The organism is Shewanella sp. FJAT-51649, assembly GCF_019457435.1.
GTDB classification, from domain to species: domain Bacteria; phylum Pseudomonadota; class Gammaproteobacteria; order Enterobacterales; family Shewanellaceae; genus Shewanella; species Shewanella mangrovisoli.
The window spans coordinates 3,383,315-3,406,941 of the sequence record NZ_CP080411.1 but is presented as its reverse complement, the minus strand read 5'-3'; the positions used below and the strand labels follow the sequence as shown (position 1 = coordinate 3,406,941).

Below are 23,627 nucleotides of genomic sequence, written 5' to 3'. Positions count from 1 at the left end.
GATATGAGAGCCTTATTACTATTATCTGCACTATTCCTGTCGTGTAATGCCTTGGCTGAACGCATCTTACTCGACGAACAATGGCAGCCTAGCGAGGTGCCAGGTGAAGCGATTTACTACCAGAAACAGCTCGCGACTGAGCAAGAGGGCGTGTGGCCAGTCGCGCTTTTTTATGTAGAGACAGATAAACCCGTTTTTAAAGGGACAGTCAACGGCCCCAATTTAGCGGAGAGTGCTATTGTCGGTGATTTCGAATTTTATCACCCCAATGGTCAACTCTCTCGCAAGGGACGTAGCGATGCACAAGGGCGTTATCAGGGAACGCATCTGTATTACTGGGAAGATGGAACACGCTCGGGTGAGTACCAATATCTGAATGGCAGGCTCCATGGTGAGCAAAAACGTTATCACACCAATGGCCAATTACGCGACCATCAATATTATGCGAATGGTGTGGAGTCCGGATTAGCGCAAAGTTATTTCGACAATGGCCAGCTGCAAACACGGGTAACCTATGGCGCTAAGGGGATGGAAGGCTTATATGAAAGCTTCCACAGCAATGGTCAGCCAGAGCAAACCGTGAATATGGTGGCGGGGAAAAGAGAAGGCGAGCGCCTGTATTGGACAAAAGAAGGCTGGTTATTCACTAAAGAGTTTTATCTTAAGGGGAAATTACATGGTGAAGTGTTGGTTTATCATGCTCCTGATGTGCCTCGAGAGATTAAACATTATCAGCATGATAAGCAGGTGGGTATCCAACAACGATTTGATCAGCAAGGGCGATTAACGCAGCAGCAGAAATACGACACTCATGGCCGTGAAATTCAGGATATAACCTATGCGAGTGCGGGCCATGTGACCTCCCAAATAGACACCCAATATCTCGCTAAAGGCCATATTACCAACGAGCAGCGGTTCGATGAGAGTGGAAAGTTAACTTATCAATATCAGCGCGATACCGTAAAAGATTGGAGTCTGCGTCAGCGTTTTAATGCGGCGGGTTCGCTGCTTGAACGAGAAGAGCGAGTTAAGGGGAGCTACGAAGGGGTATATGTTGACGCAGGCTGGAATAGCTCTATCAGGCGGATAAATTACCGTAAAGGCAAAATGCACGGCGCATATCGTGAAGATAACGCTGAAAATGGCAGTTTTGTCACTGGGCAATATCAATCGGATGTAAAGGTCGGAAAGTGGGTGAGCCAAAATCCCGATTCGACGCGTATCGAACAGTTTAATTCGCAAGGGCAGCTCAACGGCGAACAGAGCGATATCGCCGCCGACGGCACGGTAATGTATCGAGCGTTTTATAAAAACGATAAGTTGCATGGCGCTTTTGTACAGCGAGGCTTCGATAAACAACTGCAAGCCCAAGGCCAGTATGTTAACGGCCAGCGTGAAGGTAAATGGTTAGTACAAGACGAGAGCAGTTACAGTGAGGTGAAGTTATGGCACGGCCAATACCAAGCGGGGCACGAAGTGGGCCCGTGGCGAGCCATGTCCGCTAACGGCCACTTATTGGGGACGATGCAGTACGATAACAAGGGCCTTTTGCAAGGGAAAAGCTACAGCTTCAATGAAGACGGCAGCCTACTGCGAAGCGAAGAGTATGTCGATAACCAGTTACACGGCAAGTTGGTTTACTACTTCAACGGCGAAGCCTCATCCGAATACCATTATCAAAATGGTGTCGATGTGGGCCAATAATGTAGGTACTCGCTCAGCTCTAAACTGGCCGAGCCCATTTTTAGGGGCCGCAGTCAGTTTGGATTTGAGCTACACTCTTTCTGCCTAAACCGCCTTCCAATCGAAATATCTCTCTTGAGTAGTCATGTGCGGCTATGTGACCACATCTAAATCAATGCGTGTTTAATTCCAATAATGAGGAATTGAACCCGTGTCCATAAAAAACCACACAGACAAAACACTGCTCAAGCACAGTAAGGTACATAGACCTGCGCAATAGAGAAACTAAGCCACGAAATCCGCACTCTTGCTCCCCCTTCTGCACGGTTTGTATCTTAAATTTTTTCAGTTTTGGTTTATTGCAGTTCGTAGGCGCAACCAGCGTCATTCCTAGGGGGAGTTAAAGGAGCAAAGCTCTGAAATGATTTCGTTGTTGCGCTGTTCGTAGATTTTAAGCAATTGGCAACAGCAATTGTGGACATTGGTAAATCTGTGTGGGCAATCGGTGGACACTGAAAAGAAAAAGGACTTAGCATTTCTGCTAAGTCCTTGTTTTATTTGGTGGGGCGGCGGAACTTGAATTTTTGTCTCACGGCCTTTTAATTCAATGAGTTACGTTGACGTGGTCAGTTTGATGTAACTTGTTATGTAACATGAACTTCCTGCTTAAAAGGGAACTGAACCCTCGTCCGCTTATTCGTTTTTGTGATTTAAAACTATTTTTATAGAAAAAAAGTTCTAAAAAAGTATCACATTTACCCTGAGATTTTATTTTAATGCCAAAAGTTGGTTAAAAGCTATCAAATTAACGATTTTTGAGTAACAGATTGTTCTTTCAGGAAGATGTAACTTGATTCTACTTTTCAATGGGCTGCTATTGAACTTTAACATATGACAGGTTCTGTTTAGGAAACAAAGCTCCTTCAACGTTCAGACTATCGGTTGTGGCTGTTGCGGTCTTTAAAATAGAGCAGTTCTAGAGGGGGAGTTGGCATGATTATTATGGAATGTATCTTTTACTGACATTATTTTTGCTAAGAGGTACATTATGTCTCTGGTCAAAATCTTGCTAGTAGATTTTTAAGACGAAATCGCTTTGATGTGGAGCGTGGCCAAGTTATTGAATTTGATTGATTTACCAAAGCTTTGCTCTCTGGTGCTACAACATCCTAGGGTAAAATTTTCATGGGTAATTTTATATGAAACTGTTTGTAAATGATTTAACAGTAATTGATTCTTCAGTTGTGTACGTTGACCGTGGAGTAGTTGGGGAAAGTTGGATCGTTGATTTACAGTTAACTGGTAACTTGAATGACGAATCAATGGTTTTGGATTTTGGCTTAGTAAAGAAGCAAATTAAATCACTCATCGATCAACTAGTTGACCATTGTTTAATTGTCCCAAGCAGAGCCCCTTCACTTGCTTTTGACAGATCTTCTACAAAAACTTGGGTGAAAAACTCATTTTGCCGTGCAGCAAGTTTTTACGTACAGGGACCTGAACAAGCTTTTTGTTTTATTGATGCATCGTACATTGATGTCGAAACTATCTCTAAGTATTTAGAACAGGCAATTCTGCCTCAATTGCCGTCAAATGTTCAGGAAATTTCTATTAAATTACGTGAAGAACAAATAGATGAACCTTTCTATCACTATAGCCATGGCTTAAAAAAGCACACGGGTAATTGTCAACGTATCGCACATGGACATAGGTCAAGGATAAAAATTTTCAAAAATGGTCAATTGGACAGCCTGTTACAGTCATTTTGGGCTGACAGGTGGAAGGACATTTACATCGTAACTGAAGAGGATATTAACTTATCTAAGCCCTGCGATCCTGCTAGGGAATTAGGTTTTGGTGAAAATGTATACACCAGTTATGAAAGTTTGCAGGGATATTTTGAAATAATCCTTCCACGTGAGAGAGTTGAAGTAGTTAATGTTGACTCAACAGTAGAGCAACTTGCTAATTATATTGCTTCACAGTTAGCAGAGTTAAACCCTAATCAAAAGATAGAGGTCCAAGCATTTGAAGGCGTTGGTAAAGGGGCTATCGCAGAGGCTATGTATATAAAAAATTAGTTCAGTAATGTTTTAATATTGCACTTCCCTAAACGATACGAATGGAGTTCGGTAGCAAATGACGATAAAAGAAAAGGTAGTAGTTATTTACTCTGGTGGTATGGATTCTTTTACTGTGTTGCATAAAGTCCTCCAGAGCGGTTACATACCTTATGCACTAACTTTTGAATATGGTCAACGTCACAATAAAGAGATTGAGTATGCTAGGAAGGTATGCTCGGAATTAAGCGTTGACCACAAAGTAATAGATATAAGTGTTATTAGTCAGTTAATTTCCGGTTCTTCCCTTACGAGGGATAGCGCTATAGATGTGCCTTTAGGGCATTATGCTGAAGATAATATGAAGTCAACAGTAGTCCCTAATCGTAACATGATCCTATTGTCTTTGGCTGTAGGTTATGCAGTGTCTATAGGGGCGACGAAGGTGTATTATGGTGCACATTCGGGGGATCATTCGATTTATCCTGATTGTAGGCCTGAATTCGTTGAGAAGATGAATGCAGTTACTAAAATAGCAAACTACGAGTCCATTGAAATCGTAACTCCTTACCTAAGTGGAAGCAAAATCGAGATTCTTGCTGATGGGATTGAAATGGGATTGGACTATGGGAATACCTGGACTTGTTACAATGGCCGTGAATATGCTTGTGGCGAGTGCGGAAGTTGTGTAGAACGATTAGAAGCATTTGCAATAAATAATGTAGAAGATCCTTTGATTTATGAATAAGGGAACATGATGAATACTAATTCTCACAGCAATTTAATACAGAATCTCATTGATACCTCTGTTGGTGATTTCGAAATCCATACTTTAACTAGATCTCTGATGTTCAAACTTCATTCAAGTGATTTTAGTCAGGAACTTTTCGATGAATGTAAATCGTATTGTTTGCTCATGGAAAGAGAAGGGAAATTAGTGCTCAGAGAAAATGGTTGTTTTAGCCGGCCTACTAATTAGTCCCTGTAAATAAAGCAAAATATTAATTGATTCCTTTTGCAATTAGTCGTTACATAGTATTGACTTCAAGCGCTCTACATATCAGAGCGCTAACGAAGAAGTCACAAAAGACTCCACAGCGGTGTACACAGTAATCTGGACAACACATTGTAAGTTCACATATTAGTTGGATGAATGATGAGGTTTTTGGGATTTACCTGTGATAGTCATCCAAATCCATTTTATTGCACTGTTAAAGGATCTTCACTTCGACTAGCTGCTTTCCCATTTTTAGTTTAGACTCTAGAGTTTCTAAGAATTGTGAAAGTCTACGATGTCCAGGATCCACTTAATTACTTCTTGCACTAACTCCAAAAAGAGCGGCACTTTTCGAGCATTACTCGGTTCCGTACCACCTAAGCCAATCGATAAAATGGCACAAAATTGGGTGCAGGAATTAGAGCGAGTTCCTGCTGAAGATTGCTTGCCTGCTATAGAGCGTTATAAAGGGGCACATTGGTCTGTTGCAAAGTCTTGTATGCTAGAACTCGGTGTAGAATTGTGGATTATGTCTGCAGGACTAGGATTAATTAATCAGAATGAACACATCCCTGATTACCAAGCAACTTTCTCTGCTGGTTCAGACAATTCCATCCCTGTATGGAATAAAAAGCGTGCAGACTCAAACTCGAATTGGTGGCAACTGTTAACAGAATATAAAGAGCATAGTTTTAAAGTGCTTTTTAGAGACCATTCAGAAGATACGTTTATTGTGTGCGGTTCTAAAGATTATATTCGAGCGGTTTCAGCAGATTTAGAGCAAGCAATCCTGTTCCTTGAGCAACCAGAAAAACAACTTATTATCATCACATCTGGAAATGATTCCTACCCCTCTTTGAATAGATTTCTCCTAAGAAGCCGAGAGGATATGAGAACGGCACTTCAAGCAAATATGTTGAGTTTGAATATCTCGTTAGCAAAATATTTTTTAAGCTGGTTAAAACAAGATACGACAAAATCGCTTGAAGATTTTAAAACTGATCAATTGCCAATTTTAATCCGAAATGCACCACAAAAAAAGGCTAAAGGTCAAAAGCAAACTGAGAGTCAGGTCGAAACTTATATCAAAGAGTCTATTTCTAAATGTGCGGATGTGAAAGTCACTAATCTATTGATTATGTTTAGAAAAGAAGGTAAAAGTTTCGAGGAGAAGAGATTTAAAGCTGTGTTTAAAAGAGTTAAACCATAGTCTCCTCAAGGTGAAATTTGTTCTGTACTGTGATAGGCTGTCTTGTTTTTTCGCACTCTTAGATTGGTAGGAATTGTAAGTTGTCGAAGTTAAAATATTTTTTCCCAGATAGTCAGGATTTCGTCGATCCCAGTTTCGATTTCCTCAAAGAAACTCGAAATGAGCACCGGGTTAGACAACGGGACGATTTCTATCCTCATGAGGTTTTTAAGCGAGAATTCCTTTTCCCTTATGATGGAATGCTTGTATCTAAGGCTGTGGTTGATGGTTTGGGTAATGGTGAAAGTAGGTATACTCGCGCCCAAAGACAGCGTTTTTACAGAGTTAAAATGAAGAGTTATTTTCGCTTACCTGAAAACATGCTTTCAATGGGGGATTGCGGTGCTTTCACGTATGTAAGTCAAGAGAATCCACCTTATACCGTTGATGAAATTGTTGATTTTTATGAGGATAGCGGATTCGATATTGGCGTATCACTCGACCATATTGTTTTTGGATATGATAGCCCTAAAAAGACCATTTCAGGGGCGGAGTTGGACGAGTGCATTAGAAGACAACAACTGACTCTAGATAACGCTGAGAAATTTTTGAAAGCTTCCGAAAGGGCCCGTTTTACACCTTATGGTGTTGCTCACGGTTGGAATGCAGAGTCTTATACCGAGTCCGTTCGCTCACTAATTCAAATGGGATACAAACATATTACTATGGGGGGTATGGTACCTTTAAAAACTCCGCAAATTTTGGAAGTTTTGAAAAGTACTCATCCATATTTGAAAACAGATACAAAAGTTCACCTACTAGGGATAGCAAGACCTGAAAGTTTCAAAGATTTCATTGGTTTAGGAGTTACTAGTATCGATTCAACAACACCATTGCAGCAAGCATTTAAAGACAAGCGTAATAACTATCATGTATTGGATGGAAGCGCATATGTTGCTCTCCGTGTTCCTCAATTAGATGGAAATCTTACTTTAAGTAGAAAGATTAAGTCTGGAGAAATTGATCAAGATGTTGCTAGAGTGTTAGAGCGCAATGCTTTATCAGCACTTCGGGCATACGGTAAAAGGGAAATCTCAACAGATGAAGCCCTTACCGCACTAGTTGATTATGAAACTTTACATGCAGGTGTGGATAAGGCTGATAAAATTCGAAATGAATACTGGCGTACTTTGAATGAACGTCCATGGGATGACTGTGATTGTGATGTTTGTAAGCAGATAGGTATTGACGTCATTATTTTCAGGGGCGCTGAACGAAATCGCCGAAGAGGATTTCACAATATTCAAGTGCTGTATAAAAAATTGAAATCAACGTTAAATATGAGTACTGCTTTAGAATCAAGGCTAAAAAATGACAATTGAATTTAAACATTTACGTGTACCAGCATTACGTATCAAGCAAGGCCCTAACCGTCAGTTATTTAGCCTTGCTATTGAAGGAAAGCAGATTACAGACATTGCTTCAATTTCAAGAATCAAACGAGGTGGTGAAGAATTACTGGGTTATCAACGTCCTGAAGTACAGAAACATATTCTAGAAATTCAGCGTTATATTGAAAGTTTTAATCCCATGATCCCGAACCCAGTGATCATTGCATTTGATAATAGAGTATATTTTGAGCCAGCGAATGAACAGAATGATACTGTCGGTTATCTTGTTATACCGGTGAGTGATGATAATGATTTTCAAAAACCCGGTTTCATTGTAGATGGCCAACAACGTACGGCTGCATTGAGGGATGCTCAGATACAATCTTTTGTGATGCCAGTATCCGCTTTCATTACTGATAATGATGCAGATCAGCGTGAGCAATTTATGCTTGTGAATAGTACTAAACCCTTACCTAAAACACTTTTACATGAATTAGCCCCATATACAGAGGGTCGTCTTCCATCTGATCTTCAGGCTAGAAAGTTTCCATCTCTGTTAACTCAGAGACTAAATTATGGTGAAGGTCCGTTGAAGGGAAAGATAAAAACTGCAACGAATCCTACCGGCATAATTGCTGACACTTCTATCATTAAGATGATAGAAGGGAGCTTAAAAGAAGGCGCGTTGTATCATTTCAGAGACCCTGAAACAGGAATGGGTGATGAGACAAAAATGATACAAATCTTAAATAATTTCTGGACAGCAGTCTCCTTAGTATTCAAAGAAGAATGGTCTTTACCACCGAGACAATCTCGATTACTTCATGGTGTTGGGATCGCATCTTTAGGGGCATTATTGGATGAAATTTATGATTCTCACCATGGATATACTGTCGGTTGGGATGATGTGCCAACTGTAATGCAATTTGAGCAGGAAATTATTGAAATCAAACCGATTTGTAATTGGAGTAAAGGGGTTTGGGATTTCGGTATGGAGATTGACGGTACTAAAATCAGTCGTAAATGGAATGATTTACAAAACCTTTCGAAAGATATTTCCCTAGTTACTGATTATTTAGTAAATGGCTATCGTGTTGGTTAGATAATCTAGTCTGAACTAATACTGCTATAAATTTTATTAGTTCAGACTAGATCTGACACATCATCTTGAAAAGATGAGAGTTACCCACTTTGATAAAGGTGTCGAAACTTCAATCAAAGAAATGTTACGGCTAAGATGGAGATGCTCTGTCTTAGCTGGTACCATTCATTTGATCTATCCAGAATTCATCCCCTTAATGACCTGTCTTGTAGTTCCTGCTAATACCTTTGAAAGGTGTATCTTGTATCTTTTGTGCTGCTTGAATTATTCAAAGTAACGCCCAGTCTATTCTTCAATCTGTGACGCATGATGTCTTTTATACAGTACCCCTATAGATTAAATTGACCTGTTTGGTTAAGCCGATGTAACATTTTCTGCAGTTAGGTTTTTAGCTATGAAGGTGGTTGAGTATAAGTGGTGCCGGCAAACTAAGTAGTGAAGATATTGTTCGATATAGAGTTTTCACTGGTTTCATGTGATTTATCACACTTGTATCAAACCTTCCTAATTTACCAGTAAAAATAATAATTACTAAAGCAGGTTTTAGATATGGATATCAACTTATTTGAAGGGCAACTTGTCTGTTCAGAATATTTTAAAGGGATTGGAAAAGTTCAAAAAATACATGAGCTTGAGATGGCTACTGTCACTTTTTTTGAGTCTCCATTGCGCCCTCAATCTCGCCCGCAAAATATCCTACTAAAAAATTTAAAGCCCGTAACATTACATTCTGAAGCAGTTGTGTACTGTCGAGATGAAGTAACAGGAATATGGAGACGAGCAAGATACTGTTGCAAAATTCCTAACGGCCAACATCGAGTGATATTTCGCTCAAATGAAGATGATATAGCTGACGTCGATTTTTCAGATATTCAAGTCGTTAACTCTGAAGTAAATCCTTTATCACCTGTGGAGTTTTTGGCTTCAAGAAGCAATGATGCTCCATATTTTTATCCTTTGCGCCAAGAGTTCCAACGTAGCTATATTTCTCAGCGAGCTGCAGTTAGGTCAATTAAGTCAATAAGTAGTACTGGAATTGAATTAGAAGCTCATCAACTAGCTGTCGTACGCAGAGTGCTTTCAGAGTCTAGTAAGCGATTTCTTTTGGCCGATGAGGTTGGTTTAGGTAAAACTATAGAAGCTGCGATGATCATACGTGAGCACTTACTTGAATATGGAAGTAAAGCGCGTATTTTGATCGCGGTACCTTCTGGAATGGTCGTCCAGTGGCTAAATGAACTTTCATCTCGTTTTCAACTTAGTCCTTTCATTAATACTGATATTGAAGATGCTGCGGATCCTGCATCTCAAATACAGATTTGTACTCATGCTGAATTCCCCCTTTTTAGTGAAGTATGCAACATTACCATGGTTGTGATTGACGAAGCTCATCAAGTTGCGCCTTGGGCTTGGGAGACTGAAAATCAAGCGACTTTCATTAAAGTGTCTGAATGTATTAACAATAGCGATTGGGTTTTGCTATTGTCCGGTACACCGCTCAAAGGGAATGAGAAAAATTTCCTCGCTATGTTGCACCTGCTAAATCCTAGTGGATACCGCCTAGATGAGATTGGGATTAAACGCTTTAGTCATTTAGTTAAGCATCGCGAATTACTTAATGGTTTATTTAGTGCAATTGAACCTAGTGCTGATAATGCGAGCCTTACAGATACCGTTGATCGCCTCCAAGAAATGCTAGTAGATGACCCAAAATTGTTGGATATCATTGAGCAAACTCGGCCTTTAATTGATTGGCTTGAGCCAGAGGAAGGAGATGAGAGAAGGGAACAAATATTTAAGTTACGTAACTATGTTGGGGAAAACTACCGACTGACTCACCGAGTGTTGCGTAATCGACGTGAAAGCAGCTCTATTAAAGTTTTATTCCCTGGCTTAGCTGGAGCGGTCCGTACTCATTGGACTCACAGTGAAATATCTAGCGAGTACTTATTTGAATCTTTTCGAGCAATCGCATCTGAAGTTCCAGAGCAATATTCTATTTGGCATAGTGTAGGAATGGATACATGGCTCTGCGCAGTTCTCGCAAGTCCATTATCTTTGTCATTATTAGTTAAAAATACACTTGAGAACAATCGACTGCAATTGAGCATTCATGAAAAAGAACTTTTAGAGGAACTATATTGCGTTGCTAAGAAAGAGCAACAGTCTATGGATGAAGCTTTGATTGAGTCATTGAATCGTTGGCTTTCTGATTGCAGTGGGAAAGCTGTCATTTTTTGTGATTCCCCAGAGGAAGCTGACAGGGTTACTATTAAGTTGCAGATGAAATTGGTTTTTCCAATAAGCCGTCATAAACCAGAACAGTTGTCAGAGCCATTAAATGATACGATTCGAGTTTTAGTTTGTGATCATAGAGGGGAAACTGGCCTTAATATGCACGGTGGTCGGCGTTTGGCTGTACATTATAGTTTGCCCCTTGATAGTGCACGTATAGAACAACGCTTAGGTCGATTTAATCGTTACAGCGGTAATTTACATGACGTTCATCCAGTAGAGTCATTAGTATTATTACCTGAGAGGCCTGGTTTACGTAGTAGTTGGATGTCATTACTTGAGTTTGGATTAAAGATATTTGATCAAAGTAGTGCTTCATATCAACATGCTTTAGAACCTTATTTAAATGATTTTTGGCGGCGTTACTGGGAGTTAGGCGCTTCAATACTTGATCAATCTATTGAGCAACTAAGTTCACATAATGGTTTATTGCATCGTGAACGAGTCAAAGTTGCTAATCAAGAGCAATTACTAGCAATGGAGGAAGACGTTGCTAAGGCTCAAGTTCTTAGTGAACAGATACAGTTAGCTGACGAGCAGGCTGAGACCGAATTTCGAGCAATTCAGAATTGGATCCAACGAGGCTTAGATTTCCAATTACACCCAGAGGAGAATGGGGTACGTTTTCGCTACCAGAAAGGAATTCGTGGGCCACAAACGTTAGTCGATATTGATACATTAATCGACCAATGTATTCTTGGGTTTGATATGGATGCTGGTTATCCTCCAGCAACTCACATTATGTCTCCCTCTAGAGTTACCAGTAGTCAAAACGACAACGTTTATCCTCTCCGTTACGGTCAACCATTCGTGGACCAAATATGGAATATGTTGCAACATGATCCTCGAGGATTAAGTTGTTCTATTTTGCGTCTTTTATTAAATGTTCCGATTAATCAGCGTCAGATTTATTTTCAGATACATTTTTATCGGAATGTTAATGAACACCAGAATTATACAGAGCAGCGCATCCATGATGAGGTACGGCATCCATCGTTCCAAAGTATCTGGGTAGATGAAAATGGTAAAACCGCGAATGAAAACATAATCCCATGGCTAGAAAAACCATATAATTCTGATGGAACGTCGGTTTATCAAGATGTCAATATGCGTCCAGAAATTTGGCATAAAATGGCTAAATGGTTCCCATCTGATTACTGGGAAAGTCTAGTCTCGAAGGTTGCAAAGATTGTGACAGAGCGATTACTTGAGGAGTTACCTGTAGGGGATACACTACGTCCGATTGGCATGAAAGCGGTAGTTCTTTGTCGTGAAGAGAATTTTAACTAAATGAACATGCAACTTCAATGGCAGAAACTACAGATTGATTTACTAGAATTGATTCGAGGTGCTCCCTCCTTAAATGAGCAATCTTATTCACAATTTTGGCAACGATTATTAATTTTACTTTCTAATCCTTGCTCAGAACTCGACTTACTTTCTGGTTATCGAGATGCTTTAGCAGCTTCTCAAGCGTTAAATTTGTCAGGGGATAAATTACCTGCGGCGAAGGAGTTTTCAATTTCGGCTCTACGGGCAGTTGGTCTTCAGCAAGACTCTAATAATAATTTGTCCTTGGTAGACAAATTACCAGAGTACCTTAATTCTATTTATCAACTAGAACATCGACGAAAGGTTTTTAAAGTGCCTTTTGATGGTCGTTTGAAGCAAAGATTAAAGTCTCAACAATATCAATTTTATAATGGTCAGGGGCAAGCTTTAGCTGTGCGAGCAGTTCTAAAGGCCCCTGTAGAGTCAGCGTTACTGGTTAACTTACCTACAGGGTGTGGCAAAACTTTACTGATTGATGCTCAGGTTGCTATTTGCTCACAAGACCAATTGGTATTGGTTATTGTACCTACTGTTGCATTGGCGATGGATCAAGCAAACAGGATGCGACTCACTCTTCAGGCTATGGGAGAAGATCACGGTGGGGACTATGCTTGGCATTCAGGTCTTTCAGTACAATCTCGTGCCGGCATTCGGGAGCGTCTTGAGAACGGAGAGCAGCGGGTCTTATTTTGCTCTCCTGAGGCCGCGAAATCAGCACTCACAATAAGTTTATTTAAATTGGCAAAGCAACAGCGTTTAGGGGCTTTGATTATTGATGAAGCTCACATGCTCGCTCATTGGGGGGCTGAATTCCGTCCTGAGTTTCAATTGATACCACCGTTGTTGTATGCGTTACAAATGACCAGTCCTAGGCCAATAAGGCATATCTTAATGTCGGCAACTCTCACTAGGTCAACTGTTGATGTGCTTAAACGTCTTCTTCCATCCGAACAGCAATTAATTGAAGTTAATGGTTGTTTTCTGCGTCCGGAACCTGATTATCATATTGAGCACTGTAATAGTGAAAAGCAACACCTGCAAAAAGTAGCTCACATACTCACTCTTTTGCCAAGACCAATGGTGGTTTACACCACGAAGGTAGATGAAGCTACATTTTGGTACAGTCATCTAAAGCATTTAGGTTATCAGCGTGTTGGTTTATTTACCGGTGAAACATCTAAGGATGATCGCCAGTCACTGGTTGATCAATGGCGTAACAACCAGTGCGACATTATGGTTGCTACTTCAGCATTTGGAGTGGGGATTGATAAAGCAAATGTCCGTAGTGTAGTCCATGCTTCTGTACCAGAAAGTCTTGATCGTTACTATCAAGAATGCGGGCGTGGCGGTCGAGATGGTCTAGCTTGCATTACTTATATGTTGTTTCATTCAGGACAAATTGAAGTGGCTCAAATGATGAGTCAGGCAAAATTAATTGGTGATGAAAAGGGGTTTCCTCGTTGGCAAGCAATGTATGAGCGTCGAAAAAACAGTTCTGTTGCTGAGCATGCCGTTTCAGTCAATATAGTTCCAGCACATGTTATTGGTTCTAATGAAAAAAACTCAGGCTGGAATTGGCGGACATTATTATTAATGCAACGTTCAGGGTTGCTTGCTTTACGATTTGAGGCGCCTAACCCGCGTCGTATTTCGGAGAATGAGAGTGATGAAGAGTACGAAGTTTATTTAGGAAACTATTATAAAGAATACTTTGAAACGGTGCATGTAGATGACTTGAAAGCGGGACACAGTAGTTTAGATATTTGGTCTACAGAGGTTTCCAAGCAAAGACAAAGAGAGTTGGACGCTTCTAGAGCAGATTTTCAAGCGATGCTGGATATCTTAAAGAATAATGATAGGTTGCTTTGTAAACAATTAGTGGGACATTACCAAACTGACTCTTGGACTCCTGAACATGCTTGCGGTGGTTGTCCTGGATGTCGTAGAGCAAATAGACGAGTCAATAGTAGAGTTTTGGGGGAAATTGCGTACAGTGACTTCCAATCCCAAAATGGTTTTACAGCATCAACATATTATCCAGCATCCACGGATATTCGTGCTTTAGTTTTAAGTCTGCAACAGCGTTTGCATGGTTGGCTCAAAAGTGGGCAAGTACAAGCAATTCGAACTGATGAAGAAACAAGAAAAGTACTTTATCAACGCTTTCAGAGTAATGACTTAATGTGGATTGACCTCAATTTGGACGATGCCAATGAATATTGGCATGAATTAGTGTTGCTTTCGCCGAATGTTCAAAAATTACACTCAATTGATCCTTTTGGTCCGAATAGTATTTTGATCGCTCCTGACAATCTACCAGACCCTAAAGCTTCATATCGTCATTGGCAAGACTGCCATCCCAATGCGATGCCTCTTTCACAATTCCTAAAACAGTAATGCTATGTCAATTATAAATAATGCTAATCCAGGAAGTGACTTTCGTATAGTAGCCCTAGTTGATAGGGTTCTTTCTCGAGTTAATAAGCCGCAAACATTGATGCAATTAGAATCTTTATGTCGACCAGAAAACTTGCCTAAAAATGAGAATGCTGAGAAAAAATTGATTTCAAACATTAAATTTTGGTCCGATTTGGGGTTATGGGTGCAAACCGAAGAAGGCATTCATCCAACAACGAATCCAGAGGGACATTCATCCCTTCCACGACGCATGTTGGGTGTATTAATAAAAAATTACGTTGGCAAAAGTATCATGGAAGGCTCTGATGGCCAACCCTTACTACGTAACTTAGGATTGATGCTCTGTGAAGCTTCTATGACTTTAAATGCAGCTAATCCGCTCACTAAAAAAATAGTTGAGGAGACTCTAAAGGGACATTGGCCAAATGAAGTTGTCAACTCAAACGTAACTGGTTTATTGGTTGATTATTTACAATTCTTGGGTTTTTTGGAAAGAATTGATAGTGAGTATTACTGCGTAGACCCTACTAGAGCAATAAAACCATTATTAAAACAAATGTTTGATGGTAAGCCGGAAATGGGTATTGAGGAATTTCTTGAGCAATTAAACAAAAATTTACCGATTTTAGATGGCGGTAGCATGCGACAAGAAGTGGAACAAAACTTACCAAATATCTCTCCACTTCCATCCAATCAGATAAGTGCAAGCCTGACCAATGCGTTGTTGCGTCTGGAACGGAGTCGCGTTATTCGCTTGGCTCAAATAAGTGACGATCCACATACTAAGGTACTAAGTAGTGCATTGGTAGACAACCGATTAGTTAGTAAAGTCGAGTTTACTCAGGGGGCTGTAGAATGGAGATAATGAGTTATTGGCCAAGCCTCAAAGGAGTAAAAGAATGTATTCGGACTGAAGCTGAAGAGCTAAGTGAAACAACCTTGCTTGCTGTCCATGAGCCAATGTTGCTTCGTCGTGATGGGACTAGTGCTAGTGATATTCGCCAATGCAACGAGAATGATTTACTTCAGGAATTTATTCGCTCTGAAAGGCCATTACCGATAATAGGTAGTAGTGGAGTAGGAAAATCGCACTTGATTCGCTGGTTGGCCGCAAAATTAGCGACATCTCCAGAAAGTGCTGATTGGCATATTGTCCGAATTCCCAAAAATGCCAGCTTGCGTCAAGTGTTGGAAAAGCTACTTGCGGGCTTAGAGGGGGATTCTTTTGAAGATGCTCGAAGTCGAATCAATCAAATTGGAGAAAAAAAGACCCCTAAAGAGTTGGCTGAAGAGTTATTGCTGGAAATGGGGCAACTGATAGTCCGTACTGCAGCAGAGATAAAAGTCAGAGGGAAATATCTATCTACCAAGACTCCTGTAGAATTGACGGAGGAGGAGAAGGAAGAGAAAAAGACCCTAGGGTTGAAGTCTCGGCATTATGGAAAAACCGATGATGAGGATGAGCCTAGCTTACGTTGGTTGTTAAATGACTTAGAAATCAAAAGACAGTTTTTCCTTAAACCAAATCACTGTATTTACCAATTTGCAGAGAGAATGCTTGAGGGAGCAAAAGATAACACTCTTGAGCGTAATGATTATCGTATCCACGGCTCAGATTTGGATTTTGGTGATTCACTGGATTTGACCCAAACTACAAAGGGGGTGGCTGATTATATCCGAAAGGTGCGTTTAAATACTGATACAAATGTTCGGACCGAAGTTGCAGATATCCTCAACGAGGTATTAGGTCGTGCAATGGGGGTTAAGTTTGAGCAGATGTTTCGTTATCGCGGCGGCTCTTTTCAAGATCTTTTCAAAGAAATACGCAAATATCTTCATCAGCAAGGACGCACGCTTGTTGTTCTTGTCGAGGATATGGCTGCTATTTCAGCCATTGAGGACGTATTAATTGACTCCCTTATGGAAGAAAGTACTTACGATGGTGAGCAAGAATTGTGTCCATTGAGGTCTGCAATCGCGGTGACAGAGGGGTACGCTGGTTATGTGCGTCGACAAGGGACAATTAAAACTCGAGCTCAAGCTGAATGGCGTATAGAAGAGGCTAATGGTGATGATAAGCAGCAAATTGAACGAATTATAAATTTCTGTGGCCGTTATCTTAATGCTGCTAGGCACGGAAAAGAGCAATTAGCAAATTTATACGCAACTACAAATGTTAGTAATTGGCCTCCAGTCTGGCAGAACCAGGATGGAACTCCTGATGAATTACAGTTTTTTGGTGAAGCAAGCCAACCACGAGTCCCACTTTTTCCATTGAGTCGAAATGCCATCGAAGTTTTGGTCCGTCATCATTGTGTTGATGAGCACCAAGTACTCAGATTTAACCCTCGTTTAGTTCTAAACCGAGTTGTATTAGAAGTTGTGCGTGATGGTGCAAAATCTGCACTTCAGGGGGAGTTCCCGCATGCAGAGTTTGCAAGCATACGAGGGAGTCTTACTTTACAAGGTGATATAGTTGGCCTCGGATTGAAAAATCCAGGGCAGGCTATGAGCCTCGCAACTATTTGGGGAAACAAACCACAGACTTGGGATCAATTAAAGCAACAGTTGCCTGCATCGGTTGTTACTGCTTTTGGAGGTCAAGATTTTGCATCTTATCTTAGTAATGACATTCCCAAGCCTGACTATGTAAAACCAATCATTGATGAGAAGACTAAACCTAAAAAGCCTACAGATAAACCTGTAAAACCTCTATTGCCTGAAGAACCATATGTTGCGGAACTCAGTGCTTGGCTACAAGAGGGGAAGACATTATCCCAACAATTGAGTAATCAATTGAGAAAGGCGCTTCAAAAACAACTATTGCTTAATCTTGATAAAAACTTAATCGCTGCTGATTTCATGCCGCTTGTTACTGTCGGTTCAAGATTCATGTGCTCTCTCCATAAGGCCAATGGAGATAGTGAAGGGATGCCACTTCGTTTCTTTGACCCCAAGTTATTAAGGGATGAATTGGCTCGGTCTGACATATTAAGAGTCTCACTTGGGCTATTGCGTTGGTCTGATGCGAATGAGGGCCATCGTCTGGGTTACAACTACCCTAACGGTGAAAAAGATTTTTATGCCATCAGTGATTTTATGTCTACATGGGCGCCTAGCCAAATCAGCAAAATCCTTGGCGAAAAGAGGGAAAAGCAACTTCAACAGGCGATGGAGGAGCATCTGAAGCTCGCATCAAAATTGGCTTTGTTCTCCTCGAGCATGACACTTGAAGCTAAGTTAAATGTCTTGTTACTGCCTGCGACAGACTTGGTTAATCAAAATGATATTGTATATCGTGAAGGACTTAACTCTATCCGACTAAAAGGGAGTCGCACGGTAGATAGGTTGTTTATTGAGTCAGCAATCAATGAATGGGAGAGTACTAAGTCAAATTGGTTGGAGTTGATAAATACCCAGAATCGTGCACTTGAAGGGGATCTGGCTAAATCCTCGTTGCGTAAGGCTGAAAACTCTTTGAGCACTGCGCCAGACCGAAATTTTCAACTCCAAATAAAGAATAGTTTAGATGACATTGCAAACCTACAGACTGCAGTGAGTCTTTTTGCTGGTTGTACAACAAAACCAGACTTTGAACTGTTGCTTGATCGTTGGTTGGAAGTAATGACACAACTAAAACGAGCCGATAAATATCCTTCTGAAAGTGATTTCCCATCCTATCCCTCTTTGCGTAATCGTATTAAAGAATTACGAGAATCTGGCAGTTGGGAGTTGATAAAAGCAATACGAAATGTATCTCAACAGAAAGAACCTTACCTTCAGTGGTGTGCTTTGCAATCATTGCCAGCAGTTGAAAACGATAATTTTGGAACAACGATGGACTTGTGGACCAAGGTTAGGCAATCAATTGTCTTTAAACTTCGGAGAGATAATGCGATGGGTGACGCAGCAACATTAAATGAATCTAGAGAGAAAGCTAGAGACGTGCTACGTAAAATTCGCAGTGATTTGCAAACGCTGTCACAGAGGAAACATGGATGACTAATTTAATTGAGCAACTGAATGAGTTAGTTGATCAACTGAGTATTAATAACTCTGCAGAAAATGCGAAAACTGAAATTGACAGCCTCAACAAAGTAAGCAAACAAGCAAGTAATATTGCTTCTCCATTGACTAGGTTATGTCGAGTTCATGCTGCATTATCCATCATAGATATAGACTTGGCTCAACCACCGATATTTGACGAAGAAATATATGAACAACTAAAAACGAGCACTGCGACTATTGAATCGTTGTTACAGTTGTGGGAGCAAAACGGTGACTTGAGTCAAGGGGAGCAATTAGATAACGCGCTTAGTTCCTGTAAGGTCACTATTACTAAAGTTACTGAGATTGAAGAACAAGTCTGGCATAAGTGGTCTGAATCTCTAAAACAACGTGCTTTATTGGCTGAGTCTTTACTAGAGAGTCAGCGTAATCTTAGTGCTGTGAAAGAGGTCGTTAAGAATTTCCGAAGTTTTTCAGAACAATTACTGAATCTTTTATCGTCGATGCCTGATGATGAGGCTTTGGTTATTAAGTGCCAAGAATTAGCAAAGCAGATGGAAGAGCTAAAAGGACAAATGGAGTTTGATATTCCAAAAGATGTAGAGCACTTTCTTAACGAGTTTAGTTTTAACGGTCAGCCATCCTTAAAGTCTCTTACGCCAGATGTCTTAGAGTGGCTTAACGAGAAAAACATGTTGGGTAATTTTATTCTAAGACAGGTTCACTGATGGGACTTTCAACAGAACTGTTAATCGAAGCATTAGATTTATTAGAAGAGCATGAGGCACGTTTTCTGGTTTGGGGAGATACTAATGGTTTTTTCACTGAACAAGATGTTTTAGATGTTTTAGCTCCCACCCTAGGTTCTAAAGTTGATCTTTATGAGCTTTTTTTTCAATTACTTCAGTTTGGATACTTATTTCAGGTGCCAAATTTAATGGGATTGGAAGGATATCGAACTAGGATGGCTGAATCTGTTAATCTTTTCCGAAACCAGCGTCAATGGTTCCTAAACCAAAAATTGGAGTCAACTCGTTCATTAGTTGCGGATTATCGCTTCCTACGTCGACGTCGTCGTTATCCGAAACGAGATTGTGATTCACATCAATTGTTGATTGAGTGGCAACCAAATTTACTTCAACAACCATTGCGTCAAGCAGCTGCTGATGCGTTGTTGCAAGGGTTCTCTTTAGCAAATTTTCAAGCTAAGGCTACTGTTCGGATTTTACAAGCATGGCAGAGACATAGCCAACCACGTCGAACACCTTCAGGAACTATTGTCTGTGCAGGTACTGGTAGTGGTAAGACGCTGTCGTTCTATTTGCCAGCATTAACAGCGCTGGCTGCAGAAATTGAGCAACAACGCACTTCTAGGGTTCGTATATTAGCGATTTATCCACGTAAAGAATTGCTTAAAGACCAATTTAATGAAACTTGGCTGCAGTGTCGGAAATTGGATGATGTATTACTTCCTGCCGCAGGTCGCAAAATCCGTATTGCAGCGTTGTTTGGTGATACGCCTGATACTTTAACTGATGTATCAGAACAGAGTAACTCTGGAAATTACCACTTTAGTTTGCTGCAGTGTCCAAAGGATGGTTGCGATGGAAAGATGGTTTGGCATGCTGAAAATCAAGTTAATCATAATGAACAATTGCAATGTCAAAAGTGCGGCAAAAGAACTGGAAATGATGAGATCTCAATTACTAGGCAATCGATATTAACTAATATTCCCGATATCTTATTTACTACAACAGAAATGCTCAATCAGCACCTAGGTAATCGTCGATATCAAAAGTTGTTTGGTATTGGCAAGGATGTGATTGGACCAACGTTAGTGCTACTTGATGAAGTACATACATACACAGGTAATACTGGTGCTCAAACAGCTTATCTTCTTCGACGTTGGATGCAAAGAGCATACTGTCGTCCACATTATGTAGGATTATCTGCAACCTTAGCAGATGCAGAGACAGTATTTTCGGAACTCATTGGTGCACAGACTAAACATGTTCGTTTAATTGAGCCCAATGAAGATGAAATGATCGAAGAAGGTGCTGAATATTTAATGGTATTACGAGGTGACCCTGTATCACAAACTTCACTTCTATCTACCACAATTCAAACAACTTCCTTAACTCGTCGAATTCTTGATAATAAAAAGCGGATATCCGATGGTGTTTGGGGGAATAAGACCTTCGTTTTTACGGATAATTTAGATTTAGTAAACCGCTTATTTCACGATTTGGCTGATGCCGAAGGTTGGAATACTACAGGGAAACTGACACCTCAAAAAGCACCTTTGGCGAGTTTACGTGACACGCAAGGTGATGCTTCAAAAATTCAGCGCTTCACTCAATTTGGGCAAAATTGGGCAATGCCTCAAAGCATTGGACATAGCCTCAGCGAAGATGATCGAGCGTTGATTGATAGGACTTCAAGCCAAGACTCTGGTGTTAATAAAAATGCAGAGATAGTTGTGGCCACTTCATCGTTAGAAGTCGGTTTTAACGATCCTGAAGTTGGAGCCGTTATACAACACAAAGCCCCAAGGGATGTCGCCTCATACTTGCAGCGTAAGGGGCGTGCAGGTCGTATTCGAAAAATGCGTCCATGGATGCTCGCTGTAATGTCTGATTTTGGCCGCGATAGAATGGCGTTTCAGCAGTACGAAACATTAATTGACCCTGAGGTTAAACGGCAAAATTTACCTCTAGGGAACAGCCACATACAAAAAATGCAGGCTGCCATGGCTACATTAGATTGGCTTGGTTATCAGAATGATGCAAAAAGCTTGTGGAATTTACTGAATTATCCAATGGATAAAAAAGGTGATAATAAAAAGGAGTTGCAAAGGACGCAGTTGGTTGAGCAGATACACCAGTTGTTAACCGATGATGCTCAACTACAAAAATTGTCTAATTACCTAAGCAGTGCATTGGGCTTGAATGATTCATCTTTGCAACGAGTATTATGGCACCCACCACGTTCAGTTGTAATGGAGTTTTTACCAAGCCTGAAACGTCAAGTCGAAACAAATTGGACTGAAAATGGCGAAACTTGGAGTGGGTTAACCCGTGATCGTTCTCCTGTTCCAGAGTTTATTCCTGGGGCTCTTTTCGATGAATTAAACCAACCAAATCTCAGTATCGAATTACAGCGTGGAAAGTACCCCAAATGGGAGGGGCTTAATTTTTTCCAAGGATTAAGAGAGTTTGCTCCAGGTAGAATTTCTAAACGTTATGCTGTGCGAAGTCGATATGACGCTGATTGGTTAGTTCCGGACAATTTCGTTCCTCAACCAGATATTTGTCAAAGTGTTGAATTCGGGGTTGAAGAGGCTTTTGGGAATGGCGTAATTCATTCAGAGGCAGAAATTGAAACTAAGTCTGGCTCACTATCGGTGTATCGTCCTACGGCTCTTCGGACTCGAACTCTATCTTTTGAAACCGGACTGACCGAAAAGAGTAATGCTCAACTGCATTGGAAAGTTCGCTTTACTCACGATACTCCCGGCCTGTGTTTTACACCTCCGTCGGGTCCATGGAGTAACTACTTAAAGCAGATACAGTTTTTTACTCATCAGCAGTTAACTCCATTGGAGATAACTCGCTATTGTACTGGTTCTACAGCCTCAATGAGATTTCGGAATGGTGCTAAGGGGCATGCGCATTTCCGTTGGACCAAAGAAGGTAAAGCTGTAGCAATAGGTGATACTCAATGGTTTGATGGTCTTTGCTTAAGATTTGAAGTGGATGAACAACAACTATTAGGATTCTTGGACTCGGCAACACTTCAGCGCAGTCTAAAGGGGATGTTTTTTAGTTCTAAATTACGACAATTGCCAGTTTTTGAGTTTGATCCGTTTAGCGCCAATTGGATTTGTGAATGCTACCTATCAGCAATAGCTTTAGGTTTGGTGCGGGGGAAAACTATGGATCAGGTAATGGGTATGTTAACAAGTTCCAAAGCATCTGAATATCTGATTGAGGTGTCTGATTCCTTATTCCAGTCAGGTCTTGAGTTAGATGAGAAACAACCTGAAAAGCTTCAATCTTGGATGCGTGAACTATTCAGTCAGCCAAGTTTAATGGCAGATCTTACTAGCTGTTTGGATTGCTTATGTAGTCCGTTAAGTCTACAGCCTAATATATTGATTTGGCTAAAAAGTTTACTGTCTAACACTATAGCTGCAGCTGTTCAAAAGTGGTTACTTACAGTGCTTCCAGATATTGACGAGCGAGCATTAGTTATTGATTCTCAATGGCACAATCAACAACTCCAGATCTGGGTAAGTGAATCTGAGCCAGGTGGTAGTGGTATTATCAGTCGTTTGGCTGAGAATTATCATCAAGATCCTGTACAACTTCTTAATATGTGGATTCGGTGCACTAGCTCAGGAGACTACGAGCAACTTGATGGCGACCTATATCAATTACTTCAATTATTACCACAACAACCAACGTTGGCGGATTGTTTGACTCGTATACGTGCTTCAAATGATTACAAAAGCCGTTTCGTTGCGAACAAACAATTGCGACAGCAATTGAGAATGCATGGGTTTAATGTCTCTCATAGCTTTATGGCTGTTTTGTTTAGCCGTATCTTGCGTCCTGGCAGTAGCCAACGAAACGATGAGAATATACTTCTTTGGTTAACAGAGTGGTGTGAGCTTGAAGAAACTGCAGGACTTGAACTTAACCTGAATGCAGTTTGCCATGCCTTCGCCAAACATCGGCATGGTGATAATGTTCAGCAAGTCTTTAGTGATTATTGTCGTTTACAAGGACAATTATGGCCGAGAGGGAACATCATACGCCAATCAGAACTTAGCCACTATAACCAGTTTATTCAGACAAACTCAGGTACTGAGCGATTATTGCTCGAACAGATGTTCCAGAATGATGTTGTAAGTACCTCTATTGAACAACTTGATTGGTTAAGCGAGTTGCAATTCTTAATTGGATTACATGGTAATGCTGAACTTCGAATTCCTCGGTCCTCAATTTCTAAATTGAATGAAGTCATTACTACAGTAAACGTAGAGCCAATTAATTATCACGGTCTATTTTTGCACCCCCGACTTGGCGGATTGAGGAGGGAGTCAGGAGATCTTATGGCCTGTTTTGAATTGGCAGAAGCATTACATTAG

12 protein-coding genes are annotated in these 23,627 nt (G+C 40.6%); all 12 read left to right on the top strand.

What is annotated here, in order from left to right:
* The first annotated feature begins 3 nt into the window (after positions 1-3).
* Complete coding sequence (locus K0H59_RS14980; RefSeq protein ID WP_220053582.1) at positions 4-1,704, top strand: toxin-antitoxin system YwqK family antitoxin; 1,701 nt, start codon at positions 4-6, stop codon at positions 1,702-1,704.
* 1,178 nt (positions 1,705-2,882) lie between these two features.
* A complete protein-coding gene (locus K0H59_RS14975; protein WP_220053581.1) occupies positions 2,883-3,764 on the top strand; it encodes a 6-carboxytetrahydropterin synthase in 882 nt (293 codons plus the stop codon).
* A 64-nt stretch (positions 3,765-3,828) separates the two neighbouring features.
* Entirely contained in the window at positions 3,829-4,491 is a 663-nt protein-coding gene (gene queC / locus K0H59_RS14970; RefSeq protein WP_220055615.1) for a 7-cyano-7-deazaguanine synthase QueC, read from the top strand.
* A 643-nt stretch (positions 4,492-5,134) separates the two neighbouring features.
* On the top strand, positions 5,135-5,950 hold the full coding sequence (locus K0H59_RS14965; protein WP_220053580.1) for a hypothetical protein: 816 nt from the start codon (positions 5,135-5,137) through the stop codon (positions 5,948-5,950).
* Between the two features lie 80 nt (positions 5,951-6,030).
* Positions 6,031-7,311 carry a tRNA-guanine transglycosylase DpdA gene (dpdA, locus tag K0H59_RS14960; RefSeq protein WP_220053579.1) on the top strand — a complete coding sequence of 427 codons (1,281 nt, stop codon included), beginning with the start codon at positions 6,031-6,033 and terminating at the stop codon, positions 7,309-7,311.
* Positions 7,301-8,422 (top strand): DGQHR domain-containing protein DpdB, encoded by a 1,122-nt coding sequence (gene dbpB / locus K0H59_RS14955; protein WP_220053578.1) that lies wholly within the window; start codon positions 7,301-7,303, stop codon positions 8,420-8,422. Before dpdA ends, dbpB begins: the two co-directional genes overlap by 11 nt.
* 549 nt (positions 8,423-8,971) lie before the next feature.
* Positions 8,972-12,007, top strand: a complete 3,036-nt coding sequence (dpdE, locus tag K0H59_RS14950; protein ID WP_220053577.1) for a protein DpdE — start codon at positions 8,972-8,974, stop codon at positions 12,005-12,007.
* Complete coding sequence (gene dpdF, locus K0H59_RS14945) at positions 12,008-14,446, top strand: protein DpdF (protein WP_220053576.1); 2,439 nt, start codon at positions 12,008-12,010, stop codon at positions 14,444-14,446.
* A 4-nt stretch (positions 14,447-14,450) separates the two neighbouring features.
* A complete protein-coding gene (gene dpdG / locus K0H59_RS14940) occupies positions 14,451-15,332 on the top strand; it encodes a protein DpdG (RefSeq protein WP_220053575.1) in 882 nt (293 codons plus the stop codon).
* The gene (dpdH, locus tag K0H59_RS14935; RefSeq protein ID WP_220053574.1) at positions 15,332-18,469 is read left to right on the top strand and encodes a protein DpdH; all 3,138 of its coding nucleotides are present in this window, start codon (positions 15,332-15,334) and stop codon (positions 18,467-18,469) included. The genes dpdG and dpdH overlap by 1 nt, the downstream gene beginning before the upstream one ends.
* Positions 18,466-19,203, top strand: coding sequence for a protein DpdI (gene dpdI, locus K0H59_RS14930; protein WP_220053573.1), 738 nt, complete (start codon positions 18,466-18,468; stop codon positions 19,201-19,203). Before dpdH ends, dpdI begins: the two co-directional genes overlap by 4 nt.
* On the top strand, positions 19,203-23,627 hold the full coding sequence (gene dpdJ, locus K0H59_RS14925; protein WP_220053572.1) for a protein DpdJ: 4,425 nt from the start codon (positions 19,203-19,205) through the stop codon (positions 23,625-23,627). The genes dpdI and dpdJ overlap by 1 nt, the downstream gene beginning before the upstream one ends.